Origin of the sequence: Membranihabitans maritimus, assembly GCF_021729145.1 — a bacterium.
Lineage (GTDB): Bacteria > Bacteroidota > Bacteroidia > Chitinophagales > Saprospiraceae > Membranihabitans > Membranihabitans maritimus.
Map to the genome: position 1 here is coordinate 255,558 of NZ_JAJSLW010000005.1, position 23,899 is coordinate 279,456.

Consider the following 23,899-nt stretch of genomic DNA (forward strand, 5'->3'; position numbering starts at 1 on the left):
ATCTTAAGTAATTTGTATAATTTCTATTAATACGCCCTGGCTTCTACACGGTCCATATAGTTAATGAATGATTTATTAACTACTTTGTTCCCTCCTGGAGTCGGATAATTTCCACTAAAATACCAATCTCCTTTATTATCAGGACAAGCTTTATGTAATCCATCAATTGTTTGATAAATAATCTCTACCTCTGCATCAATATCTGGTGGGGTTAATATTTCAGAAATTTTTTGTGAAACTTCTTCATACGTAAATGGTTCAAATACGTCTTTAACATAGTTAACGACTTCTTCTTTAGGTAAATTGGCTTGTGCAACACATTTTTCATAAATGATTTCAAGCTGATCTTCCATCCCACGTTCTTCAATCAGTTTTATAGCTGCCTGAAATGCGATAAATTTTCCAAGTTCAGACATATCAATACCATAACAGTCCGGAAAACGTATTTGAGGAGCTGAAGAAACAAAAATAATTTTCTTGGGATGGAGTCTGTCTACCATTTTAATAATACTATCCCTGAGGGTAGTGCCACGCACTATACTGTCATCAACCAGTACAAGTGTATCCACCTGGTTATTTACAATGCCATAAGTAACATCATACACATGTGAAACCATTTGCCCCCGAATTTCATTATCGGCAATAAATGTTCGCATTTTAGCATCTTTGACTACAATTTTTTCAACCCTGGGACGGATTTTTTCGAGTTTTCTCAAATCCTCTTCCGTCGGTTTTTTGTCCATGTCGAGAATCATTTTCATTCTCAACTTATCAGCTTCTTTTTCCATCCCTTCCACTAGTCCCAAAAATGCTGTTTCTGCTGTATTGGGAACAAATGAAAAAACGGTATTTTCAAAATCATAATCTATACTTTTTAAGACCTGATCAACCAATTGTTTGCCCAGTTGTTTTCGTTCCAGATAAATATCGCGATCAGTACCTCTTGAAAAATAGATCCTTTCAAAGCTGCAGGCTTTTTTCTCCAAAGGTTCAGTAAAAGGTACTTCTTCCACTAATCCACTATTTTTGACAATTAATGCATTTCCCGGTTGTAGTTCTTTAATATATCGAAAACGGATATCGAAAGCAGTCTGGATAGCCGGTCTTTCACTGGCAGCAACAGCTACTTCGTCGTCGTGATAGTAGTATGCCGGTCTTATCCCATTGGGATCTCTCATCATAAAAGCATCACCGTGACCAATAAATCCACTCATCACATACCCTCCATCCCATTTTTTGCTGGCACGTCTTAACAATCGCTGCATATCTAAATGAGAAATGATCTTCCGGGTAATTTCTTCGTTATTAAAACCATCGGGCTTAAACCAGGTAAATAAACGTTGAACTTCATCGTCAAGGAAATGACCTATTTTTTCAAGGACGGTAACAGTATCAGATTTTTCCTTGGGGTGTTGCCCCAATTCTACTAATTCGTCGAATAACTCATCTACATTTGTCAGATTAAAATTCCCCGCAACCACCAAATTCCTGGATATCCAATTATTTTGACGCAAAAAAGGATGACAGGTCTCGATCCCATTGGAACCATGCGTACCATACCTGAGATGCCCCATTAGTAATTCCCCAGTGTACGGTTTGTTCTTCTTGAGCCATGCCGCATCTGACATTAGTTCGGGAGGGAGATCGTTAAAATGTCTGTAAACGTGTTGAAATAAATCTGAAATATAATTTTTACTATTGGTTCTGTACCTTGATATATATCGCGACCCTGGTTTCGGATTCAGTTTTATGGTAGCAAGACCAGCCCCGTCTTGCCCGCGATTTCTCATTTTTTGCAGTAATAATTGTAATTTGGTAAGACCATACAGGGCATTACCATATTTTTCCTGGTAAAATTCCAACGGTTTGAGTAAACGAACCATTGCGATCCCACACTCATGTTTAATAAGCTCGCTCATGCATACGTTTTAATATGTCACAAATTTAATCTATAATTTACAGAATAAACAATGAATCAATAATAATGGTTAAATTTGTAATAATACAATTGGAGATATGGGTTTGTTTAAATTTAATAAAGTAGCAAAATACAAAAAATTTAATTATGTTCCTAGGTATTACGATCCTGAAAAAGAAGAGCGTGACGCCATTATCAGAAGGGCTCAGGGGGAAGCGGGATTGATTAATGAAAACGATGAGGATTCGGATGTGGAAAATGCAAAATTTCGAATTTCGCGAGCTTTTCACTCCAGGGGTGTATCCAATGAGTATTCCCGAAAAAGTCATAAAAAGTCCAATATTAGGATTATTATGATTGTCATTATACTTTCCGCAATTGTTTACATTATTTTAAATACTAATGTAGAAGGACTTATAAAATTGATAGAGTAATTTTATGGATAGTGTGGTAAAAATGCTTCCGGATAATGTTGCCAACCAGATAGCAGCGGGAGAGGTGGTTGTGCGACCCAGTTCGGTAGTCAAGGAATTGATGGAAAATGCCATTGATGCAGGTGCAAAAAAAATTGAAGTTGTCATTCGGGATTCAGGCAAAGGGTTGATACAAGTAAAAGATGATGGAAGCGGTATGAATGAAATGGATGCCAGAATGTGTCTGGAAAGGCATGCAACTTCTAAAATTAAATCAGGCGATGACCTTACAAAAATTTATACCTTGGGATTTCGTGGAGAGGCTCTTCCTTCCATCGCTTCGGTAAGCCAAATGGAAATAAAAACTAGAATTGACGGAGAAGAACTAGGGTACGGTATAAGAATTGAAGGATCAAGGGTAGTCGAACAGGATTATTGCCAGGCCGAAAGAGGCACTTCCATTTCTGTTCACAATTTATTCTATAATACCCCGGCCCGTAGGAAATTTTTGAAGTCGGATACGGTTGAATTCAAACATATAATGGACGAGTTTCAATATATGTCCTTAGCCAACCCCGATGTATATTTTTCCCTGTACCATAACGATAGGCTATATCATCAGTTATACCCCGGTTCGTTGAAGCAGCGCATAGTTCAAATCTTTGGCAATCATTTTGAAAACCGTTTAATAAATGTAAAAGAAACAACAGATTATCTGCATGTAAACGGATTTGTAGGGAAACCTGATAATGCCAAAAAAAGCAGGGGAGAGCAATTTATCTTTGTAAATAACAGATTTATAAAGAGTTATTACCTAAATCTCGCTGTTTACCAGGCCTATGAGAATTTAATTCCAGATAAAAGTTACCCTTTCTTCTGTTTATTTATTCAAATTGATCCTGAAAGAGTAGATGTCAATGTGCATCCTGCAAAACAAGAAATAAAGTTTGAGGATGAAAAATTTGTTTTTAATATCATCCGCGCTTCTGTCAAGCATGCTCTTGTCTCCTATAGTGTACCCACAATAGATTTTGAACAAAATCCCGGACTTTTGTACAAACACAAACTGGACTCTGTTTCTACCAAAGAATCTTCCAGTACTTCCAGTAATCCTCCTAAACAGAATGTCGATTGGTCGAGGAAAAGTCCTGGAAAAGAAGACTGGGATGATTTTTACAATAATGTGAAGTCAACAGGTGAAGAATTAACACAAGGGATTGATACACAAATTGACGAAATTGATTTTGAAGAGGATTTAAATAATCCCAGCGAAGGATTTGATCCCATTCAAATAAAAAGCGCTTATATATTAAATTCAATAAAATCAGGTATAGTCATAATTGATCAAAAAAATGCTCATGAAAGAATTTTATATGAGCAGTTCAGAAAGCAACGAACGAATGTGAAAAATAATTCACAATCAGCATTGTTTCCCGAAATGATAAAATTAAATGCACAAGAATCAGAGGCTATGGAAGAGCTCATTCCCAGCCTCAAAGATTTTGGTTTTGTGATTGAACCATTTGGTGTAAAAACCTTTATTATACAGGGCACGCCTGAAATACTTCTAAGTGGTACAATAAATAAAGTTGAATATTTGACTGAAATCATCTCAGAATTTTTAGAAGAAAAAGATTCTGCAGAAAACTTTAATGATAAAATGGCACATATATTAGCACGAAATTTGTGCGTACGCAAAAACCAGGTACTTAACCAACAAGAAATGAAACAATTGGTCAATCAGTTGTTTGGATGTGAAGATCCTACGTTGAGTCCTTCCGGAAAAAAATGTTTTGTCACCTTTAAATCAGAGGATTTAGAAAAATTATTTGCCTAAAATGATCAGACTTACTGAGACTGTAAAACATCTGTTAATAATAAATGTATTGGTTTTTGTGGCCGCATTTTTTGTTTTTCCCGGAATTCCTGGGAACAATCCCCTGTTTGAATTTTTGAAAAATTTTCAGGAAGAAGGGGCTTTATATTATCCTGGCTCCAAGTTTTTTCATTGGTACCAATTGGTGACTCATATGTTTTTGCACGGAAATTTTAGTCACCTGTTTTTCAATATGTTTGCTTTGTATATGTTTGGTAGCGCACTAGAGGCCAGATGGGGTCGTAATAAATTTCTTCTTTTTTATTTCTTTGCAGGGTTGGGAGGAGCTGTTTTTCAAATTTTAAGTTGGCAATTCGGATTGATGGGTATGAGTCCAATGGAACAGCAAATGTTTCTCAACACGCCCTTCCGGGTGATTGGTGCTTCGGGAGCTGTTTTTGGTGTTTTAGCAGGTTTTGGCATGCTCTATCCAAATGCTGAATTGATGTTGCTTTTCCCTCCAATTCCCATTAAAGCAAAATATTTTGTAGCCATTTATGCGCTTATCGAAATTGTCATGGGATTCGGGAACTTTAATACCGGGGTGGCCCATTTAGCCCACATTGGTGGATTGGTTTTTGGTATAATCTTGATTTTATACTGGCGTAAAAGGTCATAAATATGTTTGATTCTATAAAAAGAGATTTAATTTTCCAGTTTCGCCATGGTGGAATGACTACCCGATTAATTCTGATTAATGTCGTGGTATTTGTCACCATTATGATGATACGTTTGATTGGATTTATAGTTAATGGAGGTGAAGTACCTGGGTTTTATCATATTCTGACAAATGGTCTTTCTATATCGAATGACTGGAAATCAGTCCTTTTCCGGCCCTGGAGTATAATTTCCCATATGTTCCTCCATCTTGGATTTTTCCACATATTATTTAATATGCTGTATTTGTTTTGGTTTGGTAGAATTTTGGAAAATTTATTGGGTGAACGTAAAATCCTTAATATCTATATTATTTCAGGATTAATTGGCGCGTTTTTTTTCTTTATTTTTTCCAGACTTTTATATGATGGGGAGATATATGCACTGGGTGCGTCAGCGGCTGTAATGGGTATCGCAGTCGCTACAGCCACTATGAGCCCGGATTACGAAATGCGACTTTTGTTTTTAGGTGATGTGAAATTAAAGTACTTGGTTCTAGCGTTGGTATTGTTGGATCTGATTATGATACCCACTATGAGTAATTCAGGTGGTAGGGTAGCGCACCTGGGTGGAGCTTTGATGGGATTTTTGTACATTAAATTATTGTATAATGGTATTGATTTGGGTGATATAAATTGGAAGCCATCTGTCAAGAGGCCTAAATTCAAAGTTTATGTCAATAAAGACAAGCCCCAAGATAATAACCGGTATAACAGGCCACAGACTGTTGAACAAAGAGTGGATGAAATTTTAGATAAAATACGAAGTAGTGGTTACGATAGCTTGACCCAGGATGAAAAAGACTTTCTTTACGATGCCAGTAAAAAATAATACGTGAAAAGGATTTTTCGTATCTGTCTGATATTAATGAATGTATTCTTTCTCATGGCTTTAGCACTTGGGTACTTTGCGCAATTTGTATCACCGGATGAATTTTCAATTCTAGCTTTTTTCTCTCTTATTTATCCATATTCCGTTTTTGGAATTTTTATTACGGGTTGTGTATTAATTTTTCTGCGATCCAAATTAGTATGGGTTTCCTTTCTGGCTTTAGTTTTTAGCTCTGCTACTACCGTTCGTCAGATTGGTTTCCATTTTCAGCCAGACCTTCCCACCGACAAGAATATATTTAAAATCGCAACTCTGAATGTAAAAAATGACTTCAATCATGAAAACACTAATCAAATAGAAGAATTTGTAAATGATTTTCAAGGAAGTCTTCCCGATGTATTTTTGTTTCAGGAAATAAGCAGGAAAAAAGCCAGTTACATTCAAAATGCATTAAAATATGATTTTTCCAGTATAGATGAACATCAACGGTTAAATAATTCTATGGCTATTTTATGTAAATATCCTTTAAAGCCGGTAGATGTATTACTCAATGAAGAAAACCATCCATTTGCCCAAATATTTGATATTGAGTTTCCCGGAAAGACAGTAAGAGCGATTAATGTGCATCTGCATACAAATGCAGTTACATTAAGAGCCGAAAAATTTTCCCCTGAATCGATTTCGCGTAAGGACGGGTTAAAAAAATTGTTTGAAATGATTCGTTCTTATGGGAAGAACGGTAAACTAAGAATGCAAGAAATCGATAAAATTATACCCTATATAAAAGAATCTCCATGGCCCGTATTAATTGCTGGGGATACAAATGATACGCCCTACTCCCGGATCTACAATGAATTGAAAGGGGATTTTTCAGACGCTTTTGTAAAAGGCGGGGTTGGATTTGCACAAACGTATAACGGTTTATTTATACCTCTCAAAATTGATCATATTTTCACTGATTCCAATTTTTGTATTTACAATACGGATATTAAGAAAGTCGATTATTCCGATCACAATCCTATCTCTACGACGTTTGAATTTTGTAAATATTAATATTAACATTTAGATGAGAATTATAATACTTTTATTCACAGCCATTATTACACTTGGTTCCTGTAAAAACGATCCGGGAAATAGTAATAATGCAATGGAGAGTACATCACCGCAATTGGAACGAAAACCATTGTCAGTGCCTGCATTCTCTGCTGATTCAGCCTATCTTTACCTGAATAAGCAATTGGAATTTGGTCCGAGAATTCCCAACACGAATGCCCATGTTGAGACCAAAGATTGGTTGGTAACCCAATTGAAAAAGTTTACGGATAAAGTCAACGTTCAGGAATTTACAGCAAACAGGTTCGATCGCACCAAATTAAATGGATATAATATTATTGGATCTGTGAATCCGGATCAATCTAGAAGGGTACTATTATTGGCTCATTGGGATACCCGGTTCATAGCCGACCACGCTATTGATCCCGCCAATGAGGGGAAAGGAGTTATGGGAGCAGATGATGGAGCCAGCGGCGTGGCTGTCTTACTGGAGATTGCCCGTATATTAAAAGAAAATCCTATAGATGTAGGTGTTGACTTTTTACTCACGGATCTTGAGGACCAGGGAAAAAGTAATGATCCTGACGGAGTCTCCTGGTGCCTTGGAGCCCAGTACTGGGCGAAGAATCCACATAAAAGCGCTTACAATGCCAATTTTGGAATTTTACTCGATATGGTCGGGGCAAAAGGAGCTAAATTCAAGAAAGAACAAATCTCTCTAAATTATGCCCCTGAGATTTTGAGATATGTATGGCAATTAGCCAATAGCATGGGGTATGGACAATATTTTATAAATGAAAAACTAAGCGGAGGAGTAGTAGATGACCATATGTTTATAAACAGGATTATCGGAATACCTACCATCGATATTATTAATAAACCCACTAATAATTCCTTTGGAGATCACTGGCATACTGAAAATGATAATATTGATATCATTGATAAATCTGTATTACGGGCAGTGGGTCAGGTAGTTACGGCAGTAGTCTATCGTTTCGATGCAAATTATCTATAATTTTTATAAAAAATGTTTGCAAATATGGCTAAAGAAGCTATATTTGCATCCGCATTTATAGAGTAGTGAATTACTTACATTCTAAGTGCAAAACGTACCATAATGGGCGATTAACTCAGTTGGTTCAGAGTGCCACCCTTACAAGGTGGAAGTCGTAGGTTCGAGTCCTACATCGCCCACATTTATATAGGGAGTCATTTATTGGCTCCCTTTTTTATTTCTATCAATCCAGGCTTTTTGTAGCCGGGAATATTGTTCTTTATCCTTGAGGGCTCCTGATTCAATTATAGTTAACTTAATTCTTCCTGAAGTATTGAATAATATAATCCTTCAAGGGTTTATAAATATGGTATATTTTCCATTAACAAAATTTTCCTTCAAATGATATGAGGTAGTGTACCGCAATGTTAATCTAATCAAAACATTTTTAGAAATAAAGTGATAATGCGAAACATGAACAGAAGGGTAATGTAGCGTTTTTTCTAATTCTTGCTTAAAAGCTAATAGCCCCATTTTTTCTATCAACCTACAAAACTACTGATGCGGTTTTAAAAATGAAAAGTTCGAGACATTCATCCCTGTGATTTGGAATTATTCACACCTTGAAAAGTACCTTGTTTTCATTGAATCTTCTTTATCGAACTTTAAATTCAAATGTAATTGTACCACATTGTTTGGAAACACTACTTTGTGAAAATTTGTATTGGCGGGCAAATTTTAAGGCGGTATTTATAAGTTGAGAATCTCCCGTATTACTCCCTTTTTGAGTAAAGGAAGATTCTGTGACATTTCCCTGTTCGTCGACACAAACCCTAACAACAACGCGTCCTGTTTTTTGTGATTGCTCAATTACTTTGGGTATGTGCCTTACCGCTCTTCCTCCCAATCCGCCACCAACGTTTCCACTGCCGGTGCTCAGGCCTTCCAGGTTATCTGAATTCGGATCGCCCAATGGATCACCCTGATTTCCCGGTTTATCTGTTTTTCCTTTTCCTTTACCAAATAAATCACCAAATTGCTTTTTAGATTCTTCGAATTCGGCTTTTTTCTTAGCTTCTTCCTCGGCTTTTCGCTGTTCTTCTAATTCTTTTTGCCGTTCCAATTCCTCCTGTCGCTTTCTTTCTTCCTCTTCTTTCTTTTTAAGTGCCACGGCAGCCGGGTCTTCTTGAGTGACCACTTCCTCCTCTATGGCCTGTTCTTCCACGATTTCAGGCTCCTGAGGTGGCGGAGGTGTTTCTTCCACGGGTTTGGGTTCTACTTTTTCTTCTTGCTGTGTATCGGGAGAATCATTACCACTACCCATATCAGGTGCTCCGAAACTTACCAAAATTCCCTGTTCACCAGGGGGAGGTACCTGAAAGGACATAAAAGGGAATAGTAATAGTATTAGTAATATCGTATTCACGATAATACTGGTTCGCATGGCCTTCTTCTTGTCTTTTGGATCGGTTTGAAAATCCTCCATGATACTTTTATTTTGATGGTTCTGTAGCTATTATCGCTTGTGTCCCCAATCTATTCGCTAAATCCATTACTTTAACGGTATATTGCAATTGACTAGCTTGGTCCGCTGCGATAACTACAGTAGGTTTTTTTTCAGTACTGTTCTGTAAATCAACACGCAATTGGCTTTCAATGTTCCCCAAACTCATTTCTTTTCCATTTAAATAATATGTACCGTTGTTTTTAATACTTACGGTATATGACTGGGGAGCAACGGTCTTGGAACTGGAGCTGGGTAATGTAAGTCGAAGTGCATTGGGACTTACCAGTGTTGATGTCAGCATAAAGAATATCAATAACAGGAAAATAATATCTGTCAGTGATGACATGCTGAATTCAGCACTAACTTTACTTTTCTTCTTTAAACCCATATCAAATTTATACGTTTGAAGGTTCTTGCAATAAGTCCATAAATTCAACGGAAGTCTGTTCCATTTTATATACTACCTTTTCAACATTGGTTACCAGTAAATTATACGCGATAAAAGCAAAAATTCCAACAAAAAGACCAAAGGCAGTTGTGATCAATGCCTGATATATTCCCCCAGCAAGGACATCCGGTGTTACATTTTCTGCAGTGGCCATTTTGTAAAAAGCCAAAATCATTCCTGTCACCGTTCCGAAAAACCCAATCATAGGAGCGGCACCGGCTATAGAAGCCAGTGTACTGAGATTTTTTTCCAACCGGAAAAGTTCAAGATTTCCGGCATTTTCAATGGAGGCATTAATGTCGTTAAGTGGTTTACCTATACGCATGATGCCTTTTTCAATCATGCGGGCAGCAGGTGATTTGTTACTTTGACAAAGGGCCTTTGCTCCGGCAATATTACCTGCCTGCACACTTGCCCTTATATTATTAATAAAATTATTGTCCATTTTTCCGGCTCGTTTAATCGCAGAATATCTTTCCACGAATAAATACACGGCTACCACGAACATGACGATTAGAATGAGCACTATAATAATTCCAATCCAACCGCTTTTGGTGATAAGTTCAAATAGACTTTCTCGTTCTACCGTTGTTTGCTCTTCAAGTTGTGCTGCAGCTTGAGCTTGTAATGCAATAAAAAGTGCTGTGTTCATAGATGTTGAATAAAGATTTCACTGAATTAATAGTTGAAAATAGGATACCAAATTTAATCAGAAATATATATTAATTAAAATTTTAATACGTTTTTGTTATAATTTATTTCTTATACTGGTACATTAAATGTTAATACTTTCGAATTTATTATTCAATACACTAGAAATAATCTCAGAATAGTTATTATTTTAGTTGAGTTTGAAATTACGAGACAAGTTTTTTAACTTTAAGTCAAAAATATATAAAATGCGAAGAATACAAAAAGTTGCAGTTTTGGGTTCTGGATTAATGGGATCAGGAATATCTTGTCATTTGGCAAATGTTGGTTTTGAAGTGTTGATGTTGGATATGGTACCCAGAGACCTGACTGAAGATCAAAAAGATATAAAGGAATTCAGAAATTCATTAGCTGACAAGTCTTTAAAACAGGCCCTGAAAGGAAAACCCGCTCCACTTTACAAAACGTCCTTTGCAAAGAGAATTACCACAGGGAATTTTGAAGATGATCTGGGAAAAATCTCGGAATACGATTGGGTTATTGAAGTAATCATAGAAAGACTTGACATTAAAAAGGATTTATTCGAAAAAGTAGATAGGTATCGAAAGAAGGGAAGTTTGGTGTCCTCTAATACTTCAGGTATACCGATACATATGATAGCAGAGGGTAGATCAGAAGACTTCAAAAAGCATTTCCTTGGGACCCATTTCTTCAATCCTCCTCGTTATTTGAAATTACTTGAAATTATTCCAACTGCACATACGGATAAAAGGGTCGTTGATTTCTTTATGGAATTTGGTGAAAAGTATCTGGGAAAGGATACTGTATTGTGCAAAGATACACCGGCATTTATTGGAAATAGGGTAGGGGTAACTTCAATGGCCAAAGTTTTTGAACTTACTTCAGAACTGGGACTTAGCCTTGGAGAAGTTGATAAATTAACCGGACCCGCGATGGCTCGTCCCAAAACAGGAACTTTCAGACTGGCAGATCTTGTAGGATTAGATACAGCAGTAATGGTTCTCAAGGATCTCAAACAACGATGTACGGATGACGATGCATTACAACAAATGCAGATTCCGGATTTTTTGGAATATTTGGTTGATAATAAATATTTGGGAAATAAAAGTGGCCAGGGATTTTATAAGAAAACCGATCGAAAATCCGATTCAGGGAAGACCATTATTGAAGAACTGGATCTAAGGGAAAAGGAATATACTGAAGCGGATTCATCTAGTTTGGAAAGTCTGAAAGTCTCTAAGCAAATAGAAGATCCTGAAAAAAGATTGCGAGCCTTATGGAAAGTAGAAGATAAAGGAGGAGAACTTATCAGGAAATCGTTGGCATTTAGCTTTCTATATTCTGCTAACAGAATTCCTGAAATTTCAGATCAGATATTCGGTATTGATCAGGCAATGAAAGCTGGTTTTGCCTGGTCGTATGGACCATTTGAGTATGCGGATATTATTGGACTGGATAAAATGATTAAAGTAGGCACCTCAATAGGCCTTGATGTACCAGAATGGTTAGAATCATTTATGTCTAAGGGACATACAAATTTTTACAAGCTTGAAGAGAGCAACGTATTATATTATAACCACCAGTCCGAATCTTATGAGCAAGTTCCCGGGACTAAAGAACAAATAAAAGTTGCCTATTTTAAGGATAAGGAGCCCGTCTTTGAAAATAGTGAATTGACGTTGCACGATATCGGAGAAGGAGTCCTTTTACTTGAATTTACCAGTAAATCAAATTCCATAGGAGAGGGGATTCTTAAGGGGATAGGAGAATGTATAACCATTGCTGAAGAGGAAGATTGGAAAGGAATAATTATTGCCAATGACGGAAAGAATTTTACGGTAGGGGCTAACCTTATGTTAATTGGTTCTATGGCGTATCAACAAGATTTTGATGAATTAAACCAGGCTGTAAAATTGTTCCAGGATACCAGTATGAAAATTCGCTACTCCAAGATACCTGTTGTTGCTGCCACACAGGGATATGTATTCGGTGGGGGGTGTGAATTTGTAATGCACACGGATAGTACTATTGCCGCGGCTGAATCATATATTGGATTAGTGGAAGTAGGTGTGGGAATTATCCCCGGTGGAGGTGGAACCAAGGAATTTGCTCTCAGATCCTATGAAGAATATAAAGATACTGATGTTGAAAATGGCATCCTTCTCGAAAGATTCAAGAATATTGCTATGGGCAACGTTTCTACTTCTGCGCATGGTGCCTTTGACTACGGGTATTTAAGTACTAAAGATCAGGTAGTCATCAATAGTAGTTATAGAATTACAGAAGCCAAAAAGAAGGTGTTGGAATTGGCAGAAAATTATATAGCTCCCATTCCTCGAAGGGATATTAAAGTTCTGGGTCGTTCGGGAATAGCTACTTTGGAATTGGCAATCAATGAACTTAGATTGGGAAAATATGCTTCCGAACACGATGCTAAAATTGCTAAAAAAATAGCTTATGTCATGTCCGGGGGTGATTTAACTGGTATGCAAGAAGTTAGTGAAAAATATTTGTTGGAGCTGGAAAGAGAGGCCTTTTTAAGTCTATGCACTGAACAAAAGACATTAGAACGGATTCAACATATGTTGGAAACAGGTAAGCCACTGAGGAATTAGTTATGAGATACAAACTATAAGCTACAAGTCAATGTTTTAGTGGAAATAAGGGATTTGATAGCTACCATAATGAGAAGTGGTTAGCACGAAGGTATCAGGTAGAATTCCTAAGATGTAAGAATGGACACAATCAGTCCTCAAATGAATCAATTTAAGTGTTCGAAAAAAAATAATGGAATGAATGAAAGGAAAATAAAACCGGAAAATATAATTTAAGGTTAGTTGAGTTAATAATACTTTTTTATACGTATAAAATTATTGAACACAAATAGAAATAATACAATATGGAAGCATACATAGTAAAATGTTACAGAACGGCGGTTGGGAAAGCTAATAGAGGTGGATTTAGATTTACACGTTCGGATGATTTAGCTGTAGATGTCATTCATCACTTAATGAATGAAATTCCTCAATTAGATGCTGAATTAGTAGATGATGTATTAGTTGGTTGCGCCAATCCGGAAGCTGAGCAAGGGCTTCAGATTGGACGTCGAATTAGCTTGCGGGCATTAGGTGAGAAGGTGCCTGGTGTGACGGTTAACAGGTATTGTGGCTCCGGATTGGAGACTATTGCCATGGCTGTTTCAAAAGTAAAAGCTGGTATGGGGCATTGTTTTATAGCGGGAGGTGCTGAAAGTATGAGTATGATACCAATGACAGGAATCAAATTGGCACCTAATTACAATGTAGTAAGCAATACTCCGGATCACCTGGTTTCTATGGGATTGACAGCTGAAGCAGTAGCTAAGAAATATGAGATAACCCGAGAAGATCAGGATGAATTTGCTCTTCGTTCGCACCAGCGGGCCGCAAAAGCATTGGACGAAGGGTATTTCAAGAGTCAAATTGTACCTATTAATGTAAAAGAAGTGTATGTAGAGAATGATGAAAAAAAGGAGCGTACATTTACTATTGATACGGATGAAGGTGTCCGGAGAGATACTTCGATGGATGCTTTGAGTAAATTACGGCCTGTTTTTGCACAAGGGGGTTCGGTAACAGCAGGGAATTCTTCCCAAACTTCTGATGGAGCCGCTTTTGCATTGGTAGTTAGTGAGGAATTTATTAAGAAATATAAGTTAGAACCAATTGCCAGATTAGTAAGTTGTGCTTCAGCCGGGGTAGATCCTTTATATATGGGCTTAGGGCCTATAGCCGCTGTTCCAAAATCATTGAAGCAGGCGGGGTTAACACTAAATGACATTGATTTGATTGAACTAAACGAAGCCTTTGCAGCTCAAAGCCTGGCGGTAATCAGGGAGGTGGACATGGATATAGATACAGTGAATGTTAATGGTGGCGCCATTGCTCTTGGGCATCCCCTGGGCTGTACAGGAACCAAACTTAGCACTCAGATACTATTTGAACTGGAAAGACAGAATAAGAAGTACGGTATGGTGACTGCTTGTATCGGAGGTGGACAGGGAATTGCGGGAATCTTTGAACGACTTTAGAGGTTATTTTTATTACTGTAGAGTTTACAGGAAGAAGACATAGAACTAACGTACTTCTGTGGAATATGTTCCACTAACAGCTAATGTTGCTAGTAAATAGATAGAATAAGCATCTTCAAATCTTTTGGGAGGGTTTTGATATGGTCCTATATATTTCAGAAATCATATATTGTGGAACAAAAATGAAAATACCCTAGCGCAATTTTCGCTCCAATAAAAATTTTCTGTAGTTACGCTTTTGTAATGTTAGACCATCGCTTCGCTTTTATCCTTTAAGTTCTATACAAAAATGTATATTTGAGCTGAAATTTTAGGAAATAACCGGCTCCGCTCAGGTTCGAAAATTAATTTAAATATGCATTGGAAGTTGCGTCTTTTTTTATATTTCCTTCATCGAGCGGAAAGTTCAATTCCCGAATCAATACAAGATTACAGGAATACTTTAAACAGCAACTGGAAAAAATATCGACGAATTCTAGACGGAAAATTGGTAGCAGTTGATCAAACAAAAGATATTACGATTTTAAACCGTGATAGTGTTCCCTTGCGGGTACGGGAATACAAAATGAATCGTCCATCCAGTCAAATTATATTTTATCTGCACGGTGGTGGATGGGTAGGCAGATCGATTGATACGTATGACAATGTATGCAGAAGGATGTGTAAGAATACAAATTCTACTGTGTACAGCATAGGTTATCGTTTGTCACCTGAAACCAAATTCCCTGGTGCGATAAATGATTCCATTGATACAATCGAATACATTTTTACAAAATATATCAAAACGAATACTGACCAAAAACAAGTAGTTCTATGCGGGGATAGCGCGGGTGGCAATATGGCTATTGGTGTCCTCAAATATTTTGAGAAAAACCCAACTATTACTTTTGACAAATTAATTGTGAAATATCCTCCCATGAAAGCTGATTTAGATCAACTTTCCGTAAAGAAATTTGGACGGGGATATATTATCGAAAAACAAGATATTGAATGGATGCGTGATCAATATCTCCCCTCTGCCATAGATAGGGAAGATCCACTTGTTTCGCCATTGAATTATAAGGATTACAGTTTTTTACCACCTTCAAGTTTAGTTATAACATCTGGATATGATCCCCTTCAGGATCAAGGTATTATATTTAAAAATAATTTGAAAAAGCATAAAATACAATATAGACACATTCACTATGAAGATCTTCCTCATGGGTTTTATTTATTGAATGGATTGTCTCCTGAAATATCTAAAGCTTATCGCGACCTGTATAATTTCATTCAGGAATAAGAAAGGGTCCTGTTTTTATACAGAACCCTTTTAACCCAATAAACACTTCTCCCCAGAAGTAAATATTAATCTGAAATTTTAATAAGTTTTTTGGAAACTATCATTCTATTGTTTTTATCTTTTGCTATTGCGTAATAGGTTCCCTGTGAAAGATTCTCAACTGAAATATAATTTACTTCATTTATAGCCTTGTGAAGTACCAATTGACCTACGATATTATACAATTCTACGGTTTGTACATCTGTGTTTGATTGTTTTATATATAGAATACTATTGACAGGGTTGGGGTATAGTAATCCTTTTCCGGCATCCCCACAGGCAATAGTAACTTCTTCTACGGAAGAATAGGATTTATCTCCATCAAAATCTATTTGTTGCAAGCGGTAGAAATATTTACCACCCGTTACATTTTGATCTTCAAAGGAATATTCTCTTTTTGAGGTAGAAGTTCCCCCTCCATCTACAGTACCAATAGTTTCGAAATTACTTCCGTTCGAACTCCTTTGTATACGAAAATGACTATTGTTGATTTCTTGAGCTGTGGTCCATAACAATTTAGTACTGCAATTACTGGAGGTTGCTGTAAAAGATTTTATTGCGATAGGGAGTGCAGAACAAATTTGACCATTTAATACTATGGTGTCTTGTGAGATACAACCATTATCATCTGATACAGAAACAATATATTCCCCTGAATATATTGTTTCTTCTCCACTAGAAATTATAATGCTTGGATCTTCAATTGAAGAAGTAAATCCATTTGGTCCGCTCCAAGAATAGCTTTCTATATTCCCACCGTTATTTTCTCCTGGTTCAACTGAAAGATTTATTCCTAACTCATTATTTATACATTCTGGTTGAATATTTGTAATTAGCGGTGCATCAGTTTGAATTACAAAAGCTGTAATCGATTGTTCATCATTGCCTGGATCACAATCTGATACAACATTTGAAACAGACTGAGTTATATTAACTGTTGCAAAAGGATCAGTCGTAACCATATCCATGTCAGAAATGACAATACTAATAGTTATCCCTTCTGGAATAATACCCTCTAATGGAACCTGGACTTCATGATTCTCAAAGGATATATTACCTGCATTCCAATAGGTATTTCCGTTTGTGGCTGTTACGGCTAAATTCCCAGTGGTGCCGAGAAATTCACTTGGTAATGATACAATTAGCGTTGATTGATGAAAATCAGAATCAAAATCTATTTGTCCTTGTAATAACCATTCAGCAGTAACAGTTACTTGTCGACAAGAATATAAAGTACTGGGTGAATATCCTAAATTTTGAGCATTCAAATCTCCAACCGTGCATTGTGCCTTAAGATCACTTTGAAAAAATATGATAAAAGCTAATAAGGAAGTATTTATAATTATCTTATTCATGTTAATTTATTTGTATGAGTTGATTATCAATATTATTATCTCCATTTATTTCTCCTCCAGCACCTATAATAATATCAGTGACTAATTCGATTACAGCGTTTTCATCATCACCATCGTGTACAAAAATTCCATTAAAGGATATTCTATTCTCTGATCCGACAAGAATAATATTTGTTGACTTTAATGAATAATAGTTCCCTTCATCAGTCAAACTCCAACCTGATGGGGGTGGATCAATAGAAATGGATCCAAATGTATTAACCTTAAATATTCTAAATTCTATTTCTGTACCTCTAGAATTTTCAGGACCCAAATTTGTATAATTATACGTAATAGATACACTTCCTCCTTCATTTATGGTTGCAGTATTAACTTGAATACCTGGTGTTAAGTCCGGATAAGTCGGCCCCACTAACACATGTAAAGTCGCCGTAGCACACGCTTGTGGATCACCATTGTCACAAGTCGTATATGTGAATTCTGCCGGACCGGAAAACCCGGGTTCAGGAGTAAATACAAAATCACCCGAGTTACTGGTAATTTCCAGGGTCCCTACACCGGTTTGCGTACTGGTACCGGTAGCGATTGTTTGGGAATTACCTTCAGGGTCGGTATCATTAGCGCCCAAATTACCCGTTCCGGTATCCCCGGGCTGGATATAGACAAAATCATCGGCAGCTTCTGTTGTATTTCCTGAATCAAGTGGCAATACTGTAAAGAATTGTTGAGCACTACTACACGAACCATTGTCATCACATACCTGGTAAGTAAGGACATCCGTTCCTGTAAAACCAGCATCTGGTGTGTATGTAATTTCGCCTGTTGAAGAATTCACAGAAATACTACCATTATTAGGACCGCTTGTTACACTTACGGATGCCGAATTAAGCGGATGACCATCGCTTCCCGGACTATCATTACTTAAACTATTCAATACGATACTTTGACCTTCCTTGGTAGAACCATAGTCGTGATTGGCAATGGGATCTGTATTCGAATCGTCCGGATCATCCACTGTAATCGTAAGAAGGGTCGTTTCTTCTATTGTACACGGATCGTCTCCGGTTATACAAATGGTAACCGTATAATTATATATACCGGGATTAGTGGCTGTAAATGTATAACTTCCATCCGGGGTAAGCATCAAGGTGCCACCAGCTGGATTACTGCCATCAGGCGTAGCGGATGTATATTCTGCTCCCGGGGGTGCATCATCATTAGTACTTACATCTCCATCTACCGGAACATTAATTAATGTTGCGTTGAAATCCGGATTTAAAATAGGATCGGGAGGGCCTACTAAAATATATAATGTAGCATCTGCACATGAAGAAGGAGTTCCGTCATCACAGATTGTATACTGATAGGATGTAGTACCGTAAAAATTTTCATCGGGAGTAAAAGTATATTCACCCGATGAATTGGATATTACCAATGTGCCACCAGAGAGGTTGAATGTTCCTGATGAGATACTTTGAGAATCACCTTCGGGATCAGTATCATTGGCACCCAGATTTCCCGAGGCAGTTTGCCACGGTTGTATATAAGCAAAATCGTCTTCTGCTTCTGTCGTATTTTCACCCCCGGGTGGAACGACTGAAAAAAATTGTTGCGCAGATGCACAATTATTATCTTCATCGCACACTTGATAGGTAAGTACATCAGTACCCACAAAACCGGCATTCGGGGTATATTCTATTGAGCCATTGGGTAATACATTCGCAGTTCCATTATCAGATCCATTGATAATAGACACTGATCCGGGATCCAAAGGAATTCCATCGCTTCCCGGACTATCATTACTCAATGAATTCAAGGTAATCGTTTCATTTGCCACTCCGGAACCGTAATCATGATTGGCTATAGGATCAGTATTGTTGTCGTTCTTATCTTCTACGGTAATAGTTAATAGGGTAGTGGGGCAAGGATCCGGTCCATCGGGGATACAAACCGGAATATTATAATTGTAAACGCCAGGGTTAGGTGTTTGAAAATTATATGATCCATTAGAGTTCATATTTAAAGCTGCACCCGAAGGATTCCCGCTAATGGGTATAGGAGTTCCATATGTCGTACCTGATGGAACTTCGTCATTGGTATCTACATTTCCACTTACGGGCACATTTATTAACGTAGCATTGAAATCTGGGTCCAGATCGTATTGTGGACAAGCAAATTCTCCACTCATTACAAAACGAGTATCTACATAGGCCCCATATACACGTGTTTCGTTGAGCAGATTTACATTTGCAATTCCGGTTAATGTAATTTGTACTTCATCAAAGGGCAAAGAGGTTTCAAAACCTACATTATATATGCCTCCACTACCACCGAGAACAGGTAATCCCAATAAGCCTAAGTTAATTAATTGTGAGCCTGTAGCAGACTGCTGAAATGAACCATTTAGGTAGGTTGATATTGTGACAGCATCAAATAAATCCAATTCTACCAGGAGGGTATTAAAATTTTCAATAGTGAATCCGGCTACGGTTCCAGCCGGATATTCTGCCAAAGCATCAACTACAGAAAGAGATACTGAGCCCGCTACTCCTACATCGAGAATCATTTCGGCGTAATCAGATGTACTGGAAGAAACGACATTCCAGGGATCATTTACTAAACTGCTTACATCTGCTATTCCACTAGTTCCTGTTCTTTCAGAGTTGATAAATGCGGGAAATTCGGTTTGATTGAGATAAAAAGATTGATTACAAGTTATAGTAGCTTCACATGTTGTAGAAAAAAGGGCATTATAAATTCTTATCTCACCTAAATCAGCACTTAATAATTTCTCAAAAGATATTTTGACTTCGTCATAAGGTTGATTGGATATTATTCCCACTGGCTGTCTATGCAAATCATTTCCCAATAATGAGGTAGTAGCACCTACCAAAAGAGCATTACCAGAACCGGATTGTACCTGAGAACCATTGTTAAAAAGTTGTATAGTGGCAGATCCAATTAGATTGGCGGATAACAGGGAATTTGTTGCAATTTCAAATCCTGCAAATGTATTCGCGCCGTAGGTTGTAATTTCATCCTTGACTGCCAGACTGATTTCTGAACCGACATCAGCTGTTATGGTAAGTTCAGCATAATTATCAGGATCATTATCCACTACATTTTCTGTATTATTTATCGCACATCCCACGCATGTGGATAGTCCGGAAACGCCCGTTTGTTCCCAATCAATATAGACGGGATAATCCGGATTGGAAACTATTTCTGGAGCATTGGTGCAATCATCCATATCTCCTTCACAAAGTTGTTTTAGGACCACATTGTATATGCGGGTATTACTCAGCAATGAAACATTGTCGTCAATTTCCAATTGGATTTCGTCAAAATCCTGTGTCGTAACAAAACCTAAAACCTGTCTAATTTCACCATTCAATAATCCAGTAGGTGCCGTTAGTAAGTCTGCATCTGATAGGACATCCCCCGTTGGTGATCCATTCAAGTAGGTCCTAATAGTAAATTCGCTCAGTGCGCTTACTGATGCTAGTGAAGGTCTTCCTATATCAAACCCTACATATAAACCTCCATCGTAATCGGACTCAACGTCTTTTACAGAATAATATGCACTACCACTTGCTGATGCTACGGTTTGAATAGTAGTATAATTAGTGGAGTTGTTGTCGATGGCATTATTGGGTTCAAGTATCTCCCCAAGGGTCAATAATCCACCAAAGCCCGTATTATCTTGACTTATTACCAAGGGGTATTCCGGAGTAGTCCATTGAATATTGGTGTTTTTCGCCGGTCCGGAAGAGCTGTTGCAACTTGTAAATGAAGGACCTGAGGTAAAACATTTTACAACCAGATTATAAATTTCAGTTTCACCCAGGCTGACACCCACCGTTTCATCAAAGGTAATTACTACTTCATTGAAATCACTTTGCGGTATCATACCCACTACTCTTCGATTCGCTCCTCCGACTATATTGCCGGTCAAAATGATATCTTCGTTGGAGGTACTCCCGGTCGAATTCCCATTGGCGTCAAAAGTTTCAATAGAAATGGTGGAAAGTAATTCTGCGTCTACAAGTGAAACACCTGACTCTATTTCAAATCCAATAAAGGTTCCTGCTAGTATGGGATTCCCAGCTTTTTTAATTCCAATAGTTGCTGTTGAATTGATACCTGCTGTCTGATTTACGGTAGCAGATGTTGAACCATTCCCGTCGAGAATATTCCCCGCATTCAGTATCGAATTATTGAGGCCCAGTGTTCCGGTTACCCCAGTTGTACTTCCGTCCAAATAATATGGATCATTAGATTCATCAATAATCGTGAATTGATTATTACAGGGAATTGCGCTTCCTTCCTGAAAACATTTCACTACGAGGTTGTAAATATAAGTTTCACCCAAACCAAGTGATAATAAACCTTCATCCAATGTCAATACAATTTCATCTATCGGACCTGATGTAACTAATCCTACTACTGATCTATTGGATCCCGAAGAAAGCCCCACATCTACGGCCAGGTCATCGCTGGAACTTTCGTCAACGGGGGTTCCGTTATTAAATGTTTCAATAGAAATAGAACCGAGTAATTCCAGATCCAACAAAGAAGATGAAGATTCGATTTCAAATCCAACAAATCTACCCGTCGGAATTTCACTTAATTCTTTTTTAATAGCGATAGTTGCGGCTGCATTTCCAGATAAGGTTTGATTAACCGTAGCAAATGAGGTACTACTTCCATCCAATATATTCCCCAAATCTTCAATGGTGTTACTTGCTCCCAAGGTGCCTGTAACGCCTGTTTTACTCCCGTCAAAATAATACGGTGAATTAGAATCATCAATGTAGGAAAATGAATTATTACAGGTAATTGATGGATCTGAACCAAAACATTTCACTACCAGATTATAAATATTTGTTGATCCCAGGTCTACCGATACTCCTTGTGTTAAAGTTAATTCTATGGCATCAATATCACCTGAAGAAATAATCCCAATAACTTGTCGATTTGCTCCGCCCGAAATTGTAGCATCAATGGCTATATTCCCATCATCACTATCATCGATTTCCGTTGTTCCGTCAAAAGTCCTTATCCTAAGGGCATTTAGGAGTTGAAGGGTAAGTAACGCCCCCGAAGACTCCAATTCAAAGCCTACAAAAGTTCCCTCATCGATCACTCCCAAAGCTTTTTTAATTCGGATCGTAGCTGTACTTCCTACTCCTACTGATTGGTTAATTGTGGCAGCAGTAGTACTTGAACCATCGATTAAATTCGACACATCTACTATTGAATTATTGGCCCCAATTAAACCTGTTATAGAACTTTCTTCAATGTAAAATGGATGTTCGGATTCGTCAATATTTGTAAAATTATCATTACAGGTGATGGAGGTATTTTGAAAACACTTTATTACCATTCCATAAATATCAACTTGTTGTAAAAGGGAGAGCCCGTTGTTTATTGTTATGATGACTTCATCGTAGGCTGCAGTAGAGACAAGTCCAACAGACCCTCTAGTTGAACCTGAAATCAAGCCTACATTTAATACTAACTGATTCCCTGAAGCTGCATCTCCGGTTGGATTGCCATTATTATAGGTTTCAATTGTTAAATTTGACAACAAAGATAAGTCAAGTAAACCAGAAGAAAATCCAATATCAAATCCAACATATTGATTTGATCCATAACTACCTCCATCTCCTCTTTTAATGGAAAAAGTTACACTGCCTGATAGTGAAACGCCAAAATCAATACTCGCTGAAGTATTAGGATCATCATCGACAGCATTTTCAATATCGGAAATGGTACCTGTTGATATACCCGTAAAACCAGTTTCATCCGGATTAACGTAAACCGGGTCATTTGTTCTACCTATTAAAGTATATTCATTATTACAGGGAATAGTTCTTAATTCTTCAAATTTCATTACTTCTGCATAATAGACATCTAAAGAACCGGCTAGGCCACCATATGTTATTCTTATCCTGTCAAAATCAATGGTTGTATAAAAACCAACTCTGTCCGCGGATCCAGTTAATCCCAAGGATAATAAATTTGATCCATCTAAAGTTTCACTGTTGGTGCCATCAGAGACTTCAATTGATAATCCTGCGACTAGTGAAATACCAGATTCTATGACAAATCCGGCGTAACTACCTGCTGGTGCGGTTTCATTGAATTGATTTTCGATCCAAACATCACCGGAAGCAAGTACACTTATTGTGGCCGCAGAACCTAAATTGCCATCAATATTACTTAAATTATCAACGCAATTGAAAATAGTCAAACCTCCACATTCATCACTTGCGCTGAGAATTGGTGCCAATCCATTTGCTGTTGTTACAGGCGTATATTCATTGGATACCAACTGGGCAAAGCTAATGTTCGCTGTACAAATCAATGTGAGCAGCGAAGCTATTACTTTTATCTTTTTAAAGATTACAATTTGAGGTAAATAATAATTCATACTGGGTTACGTATTTTTAATGGGTAAAATTTTCATTAGGAATGAAGCATACTAATGCCACCATTACTCAAGTAATTACATTGTTTTTTTGGCATACAATTATTGTCTCTACATGACTGCATATAGAGAAAATCATTGTACTCTTACATAATACATTAGTTCTTCTTAACCATTCAATGCTGCACATGAATCAAAGATCCAGTGGACACAATAGTGTTAACATTGTAGCTTAGTTAGATTAACTGGTAATAAGGTTAGAATGGATAAAACGTTTATTTCACGGGCAGGAATTTATTCAGGGTTACAAAATAGTCTGTCGCTTTTGGATCAATTAAAAATCAAGTTTAAG

15 protein-coding genes and 1 tRNA gene are annotated in these 23,899 nt (G+C 37.3%); 10 read left to right on the top strand and 6 right to left on the bottom strand.

The features are described 5' to 3' along the window. Positions 1–26 precede the first annotated feature (26 nt). Positions 27–1,919, bottom strand: coding sequence for an amidophosphoribosyltransferase (locus LVD47_RS07970; protein ID WP_236975113.1), 1,893 nt, complete (start codon positions 1,917–1,919; stop codon positions 27–29). Positions 1,920–2,016: 97 nt separating this feature from the next. Between LVD47_RS07970 and LVD47_RS07975 the strand changes: the two genes are divergently transcribed. The 7 genes from LVD47_RS07975 (at position 2,017) to LVD47_RS08005 (ending at position 7,942) form a co-directional block, all read left to right on the top strand. Beyond that, positions 2,017–2,352 carry a hypothetical protein gene (locus tag LVD47_RS07975; RefSeq protein WP_236975115.1) on the top strand — a complete coding sequence of 112 codons (336 nt, stop codon included), beginning with the start codon at positions 2,017–2,019 and terminating at the stop codon, positions 2,350–2,352. Between the two features lie 4 nt (positions 2,353–2,356). Next, entirely contained in the window at positions 2,357–4,168 is a 1,812-nt protein-coding gene (gene mutL, locus LVD47_RS07980; RefSeq protein WP_236975117.1) for a DNA mismatch repair endonuclease MutL, read from the top strand. Between the two features lies 1 nt (position 4,169). Continuing rightward, complete coding sequence (locus LVD47_RS07985; RefSeq protein WP_236975119.1) at positions 4,170–4,826, top strand: rhomboid family intramembrane serine protease; 657 nt, start codon at positions 4,170–4,172, stop codon at positions 4,824–4,826. Positions 4,827–4,828: 2 nt separating this feature from the next. Next, complete coding sequence (locus tag LVD47_RS07990; RefSeq protein WP_236975121.1) at positions 4,829–5,695, top strand: rhomboid family protein; 867 nt, start codon at positions 4,829–4,831, stop codon at positions 5,693–5,695. Positions 5,696–5,698: 3 nt separating this feature from the next. After that, a complete protein-coding gene (locus tag LVD47_RS07995; protein ID WP_236975123.1) occupies positions 5,699–6,748 on the top strand; it encodes an endonuclease/exonuclease/phosphatase family protein in 1,050 nt (349 codons plus the stop codon). Positions 6,749–6,761: 13 nt separating this feature from the next. Then, entirely contained in the window at positions 6,762–7,763 is a 1,002-nt protein-coding gene (locus tag LVD47_RS08000) for a M28 family peptidase (RefSeq protein ID WP_236975124.1), read from the top strand. 104 nt (positions 7,764–7,867) lie between these two features. Beyond that, positions 7,868–7,942 (top strand) — tRNA-Val (locus LVD47_RS08005). A gap of 455 nt (positions 7,943–8,397) precedes the next feature. On the opposite strand, the gene LVD47_RS08010 is transcribed toward LVD47_RS08005, so the two are convergent. From LVD47_RS08010 to LVD47_RS08020, 3 genes are read right to left on the bottom strand one after another with little or no spacing between them, the layout of a single operon-like run. Beyond that, entirely contained in the window at positions 8,398–9,228 is an 831-nt protein-coding gene (locus LVD47_RS08010) for an energy transducer TonB family protein (protein WP_236975125.1), read from the bottom strand. A gap of 7 nt (positions 9,229–9,235) precedes the next feature. Further along, complete coding sequence (locus LVD47_RS08015) at positions 9,236–9,637, bottom strand: ExbD/TolR family protein (RefSeq protein WP_236975126.1); 402 nt, start codon at positions 9,635–9,637, stop codon at positions 9,236–9,238. 7 nt (positions 9,638–9,644) lie between these two features. Further along, a complete protein-coding gene (locus tag LVD47_RS08020; RefSeq protein ID WP_236975127.1) occupies positions 9,645–10,349 on the bottom strand; it encodes a MotA/TolQ/ExbB proton channel family protein in 705 nt (234 codons plus the stop codon). 247 nt (positions 10,350–10,596) lie between these two features. On the opposite strand from LVD47_RS08020, the gene LVD47_RS08025 reads away from it, so the two are divergent. The 3 genes from LVD47_RS08025 (at position 10,597) to LVD47_RS08035 (ending at position 15,720) form a co-directional block, all read left to right on the top strand. Next, positions 10,597–12,984, top strand: coding sequence for a 3-hydroxyacyl-CoA dehydrogenase/enoyl-CoA hydratase family protein (locus LVD47_RS08025; RefSeq protein WP_236975128.1), 2,388 nt, complete (start codon positions 10,597–10,599; stop codon positions 12,982–12,984). Positions 12,985–13,268: 284 nt separating this feature from the next. Beyond that, positions 13,269–14,438, top strand: a complete 1,170-nt coding sequence (locus tag LVD47_RS08030) for a thiolase family protein (protein ID WP_236975129.1) — start codon at positions 13,269–13,271, stop codon at positions 14,436–14,438. A 355-nt stretch (positions 14,439–14,793) separates the two neighbouring features. Continuing rightward, positions 14,794–15,720 (top strand): alpha/beta hydrolase, encoded by a 927-nt coding sequence (locus LVD47_RS08035; RefSeq protein ID WP_236975130.1) that lies wholly within the window; start codon positions 14,794–14,796, stop codon positions 15,718–15,720. A gap of 65 nt (positions 15,721–15,785) precedes the next feature. Here the strand turns inward: LVD47_RS08035 and LVD47_RS08040 are convergent, their stop codons facing one another. Further along, positions 15,786–17,114: a T9SS type A sorting domain-containing protein gene (locus LVD47_RS08040; RefSeq protein WP_236975132.1), complete on the bottom strand. Its 1,329-nt coding sequence runs from the start codon at positions 17,112–17,114 to the stop codon at positions 15,786–15,788. Position 17,115: 1 nt separating this feature from the next. Beyond that, positions 17,116–23,550: an Ig-like domain-containing protein gene (locus LVD47_RS08045; protein ID WP_236975134.1), complete on the bottom strand. Its 6,435-nt coding sequence runs from the start codon at positions 23,548–23,550 to the stop codon at positions 17,116–17,118. Between the last annotated feature and the right edge of the window lie 349 nt (positions 23,551–23,899).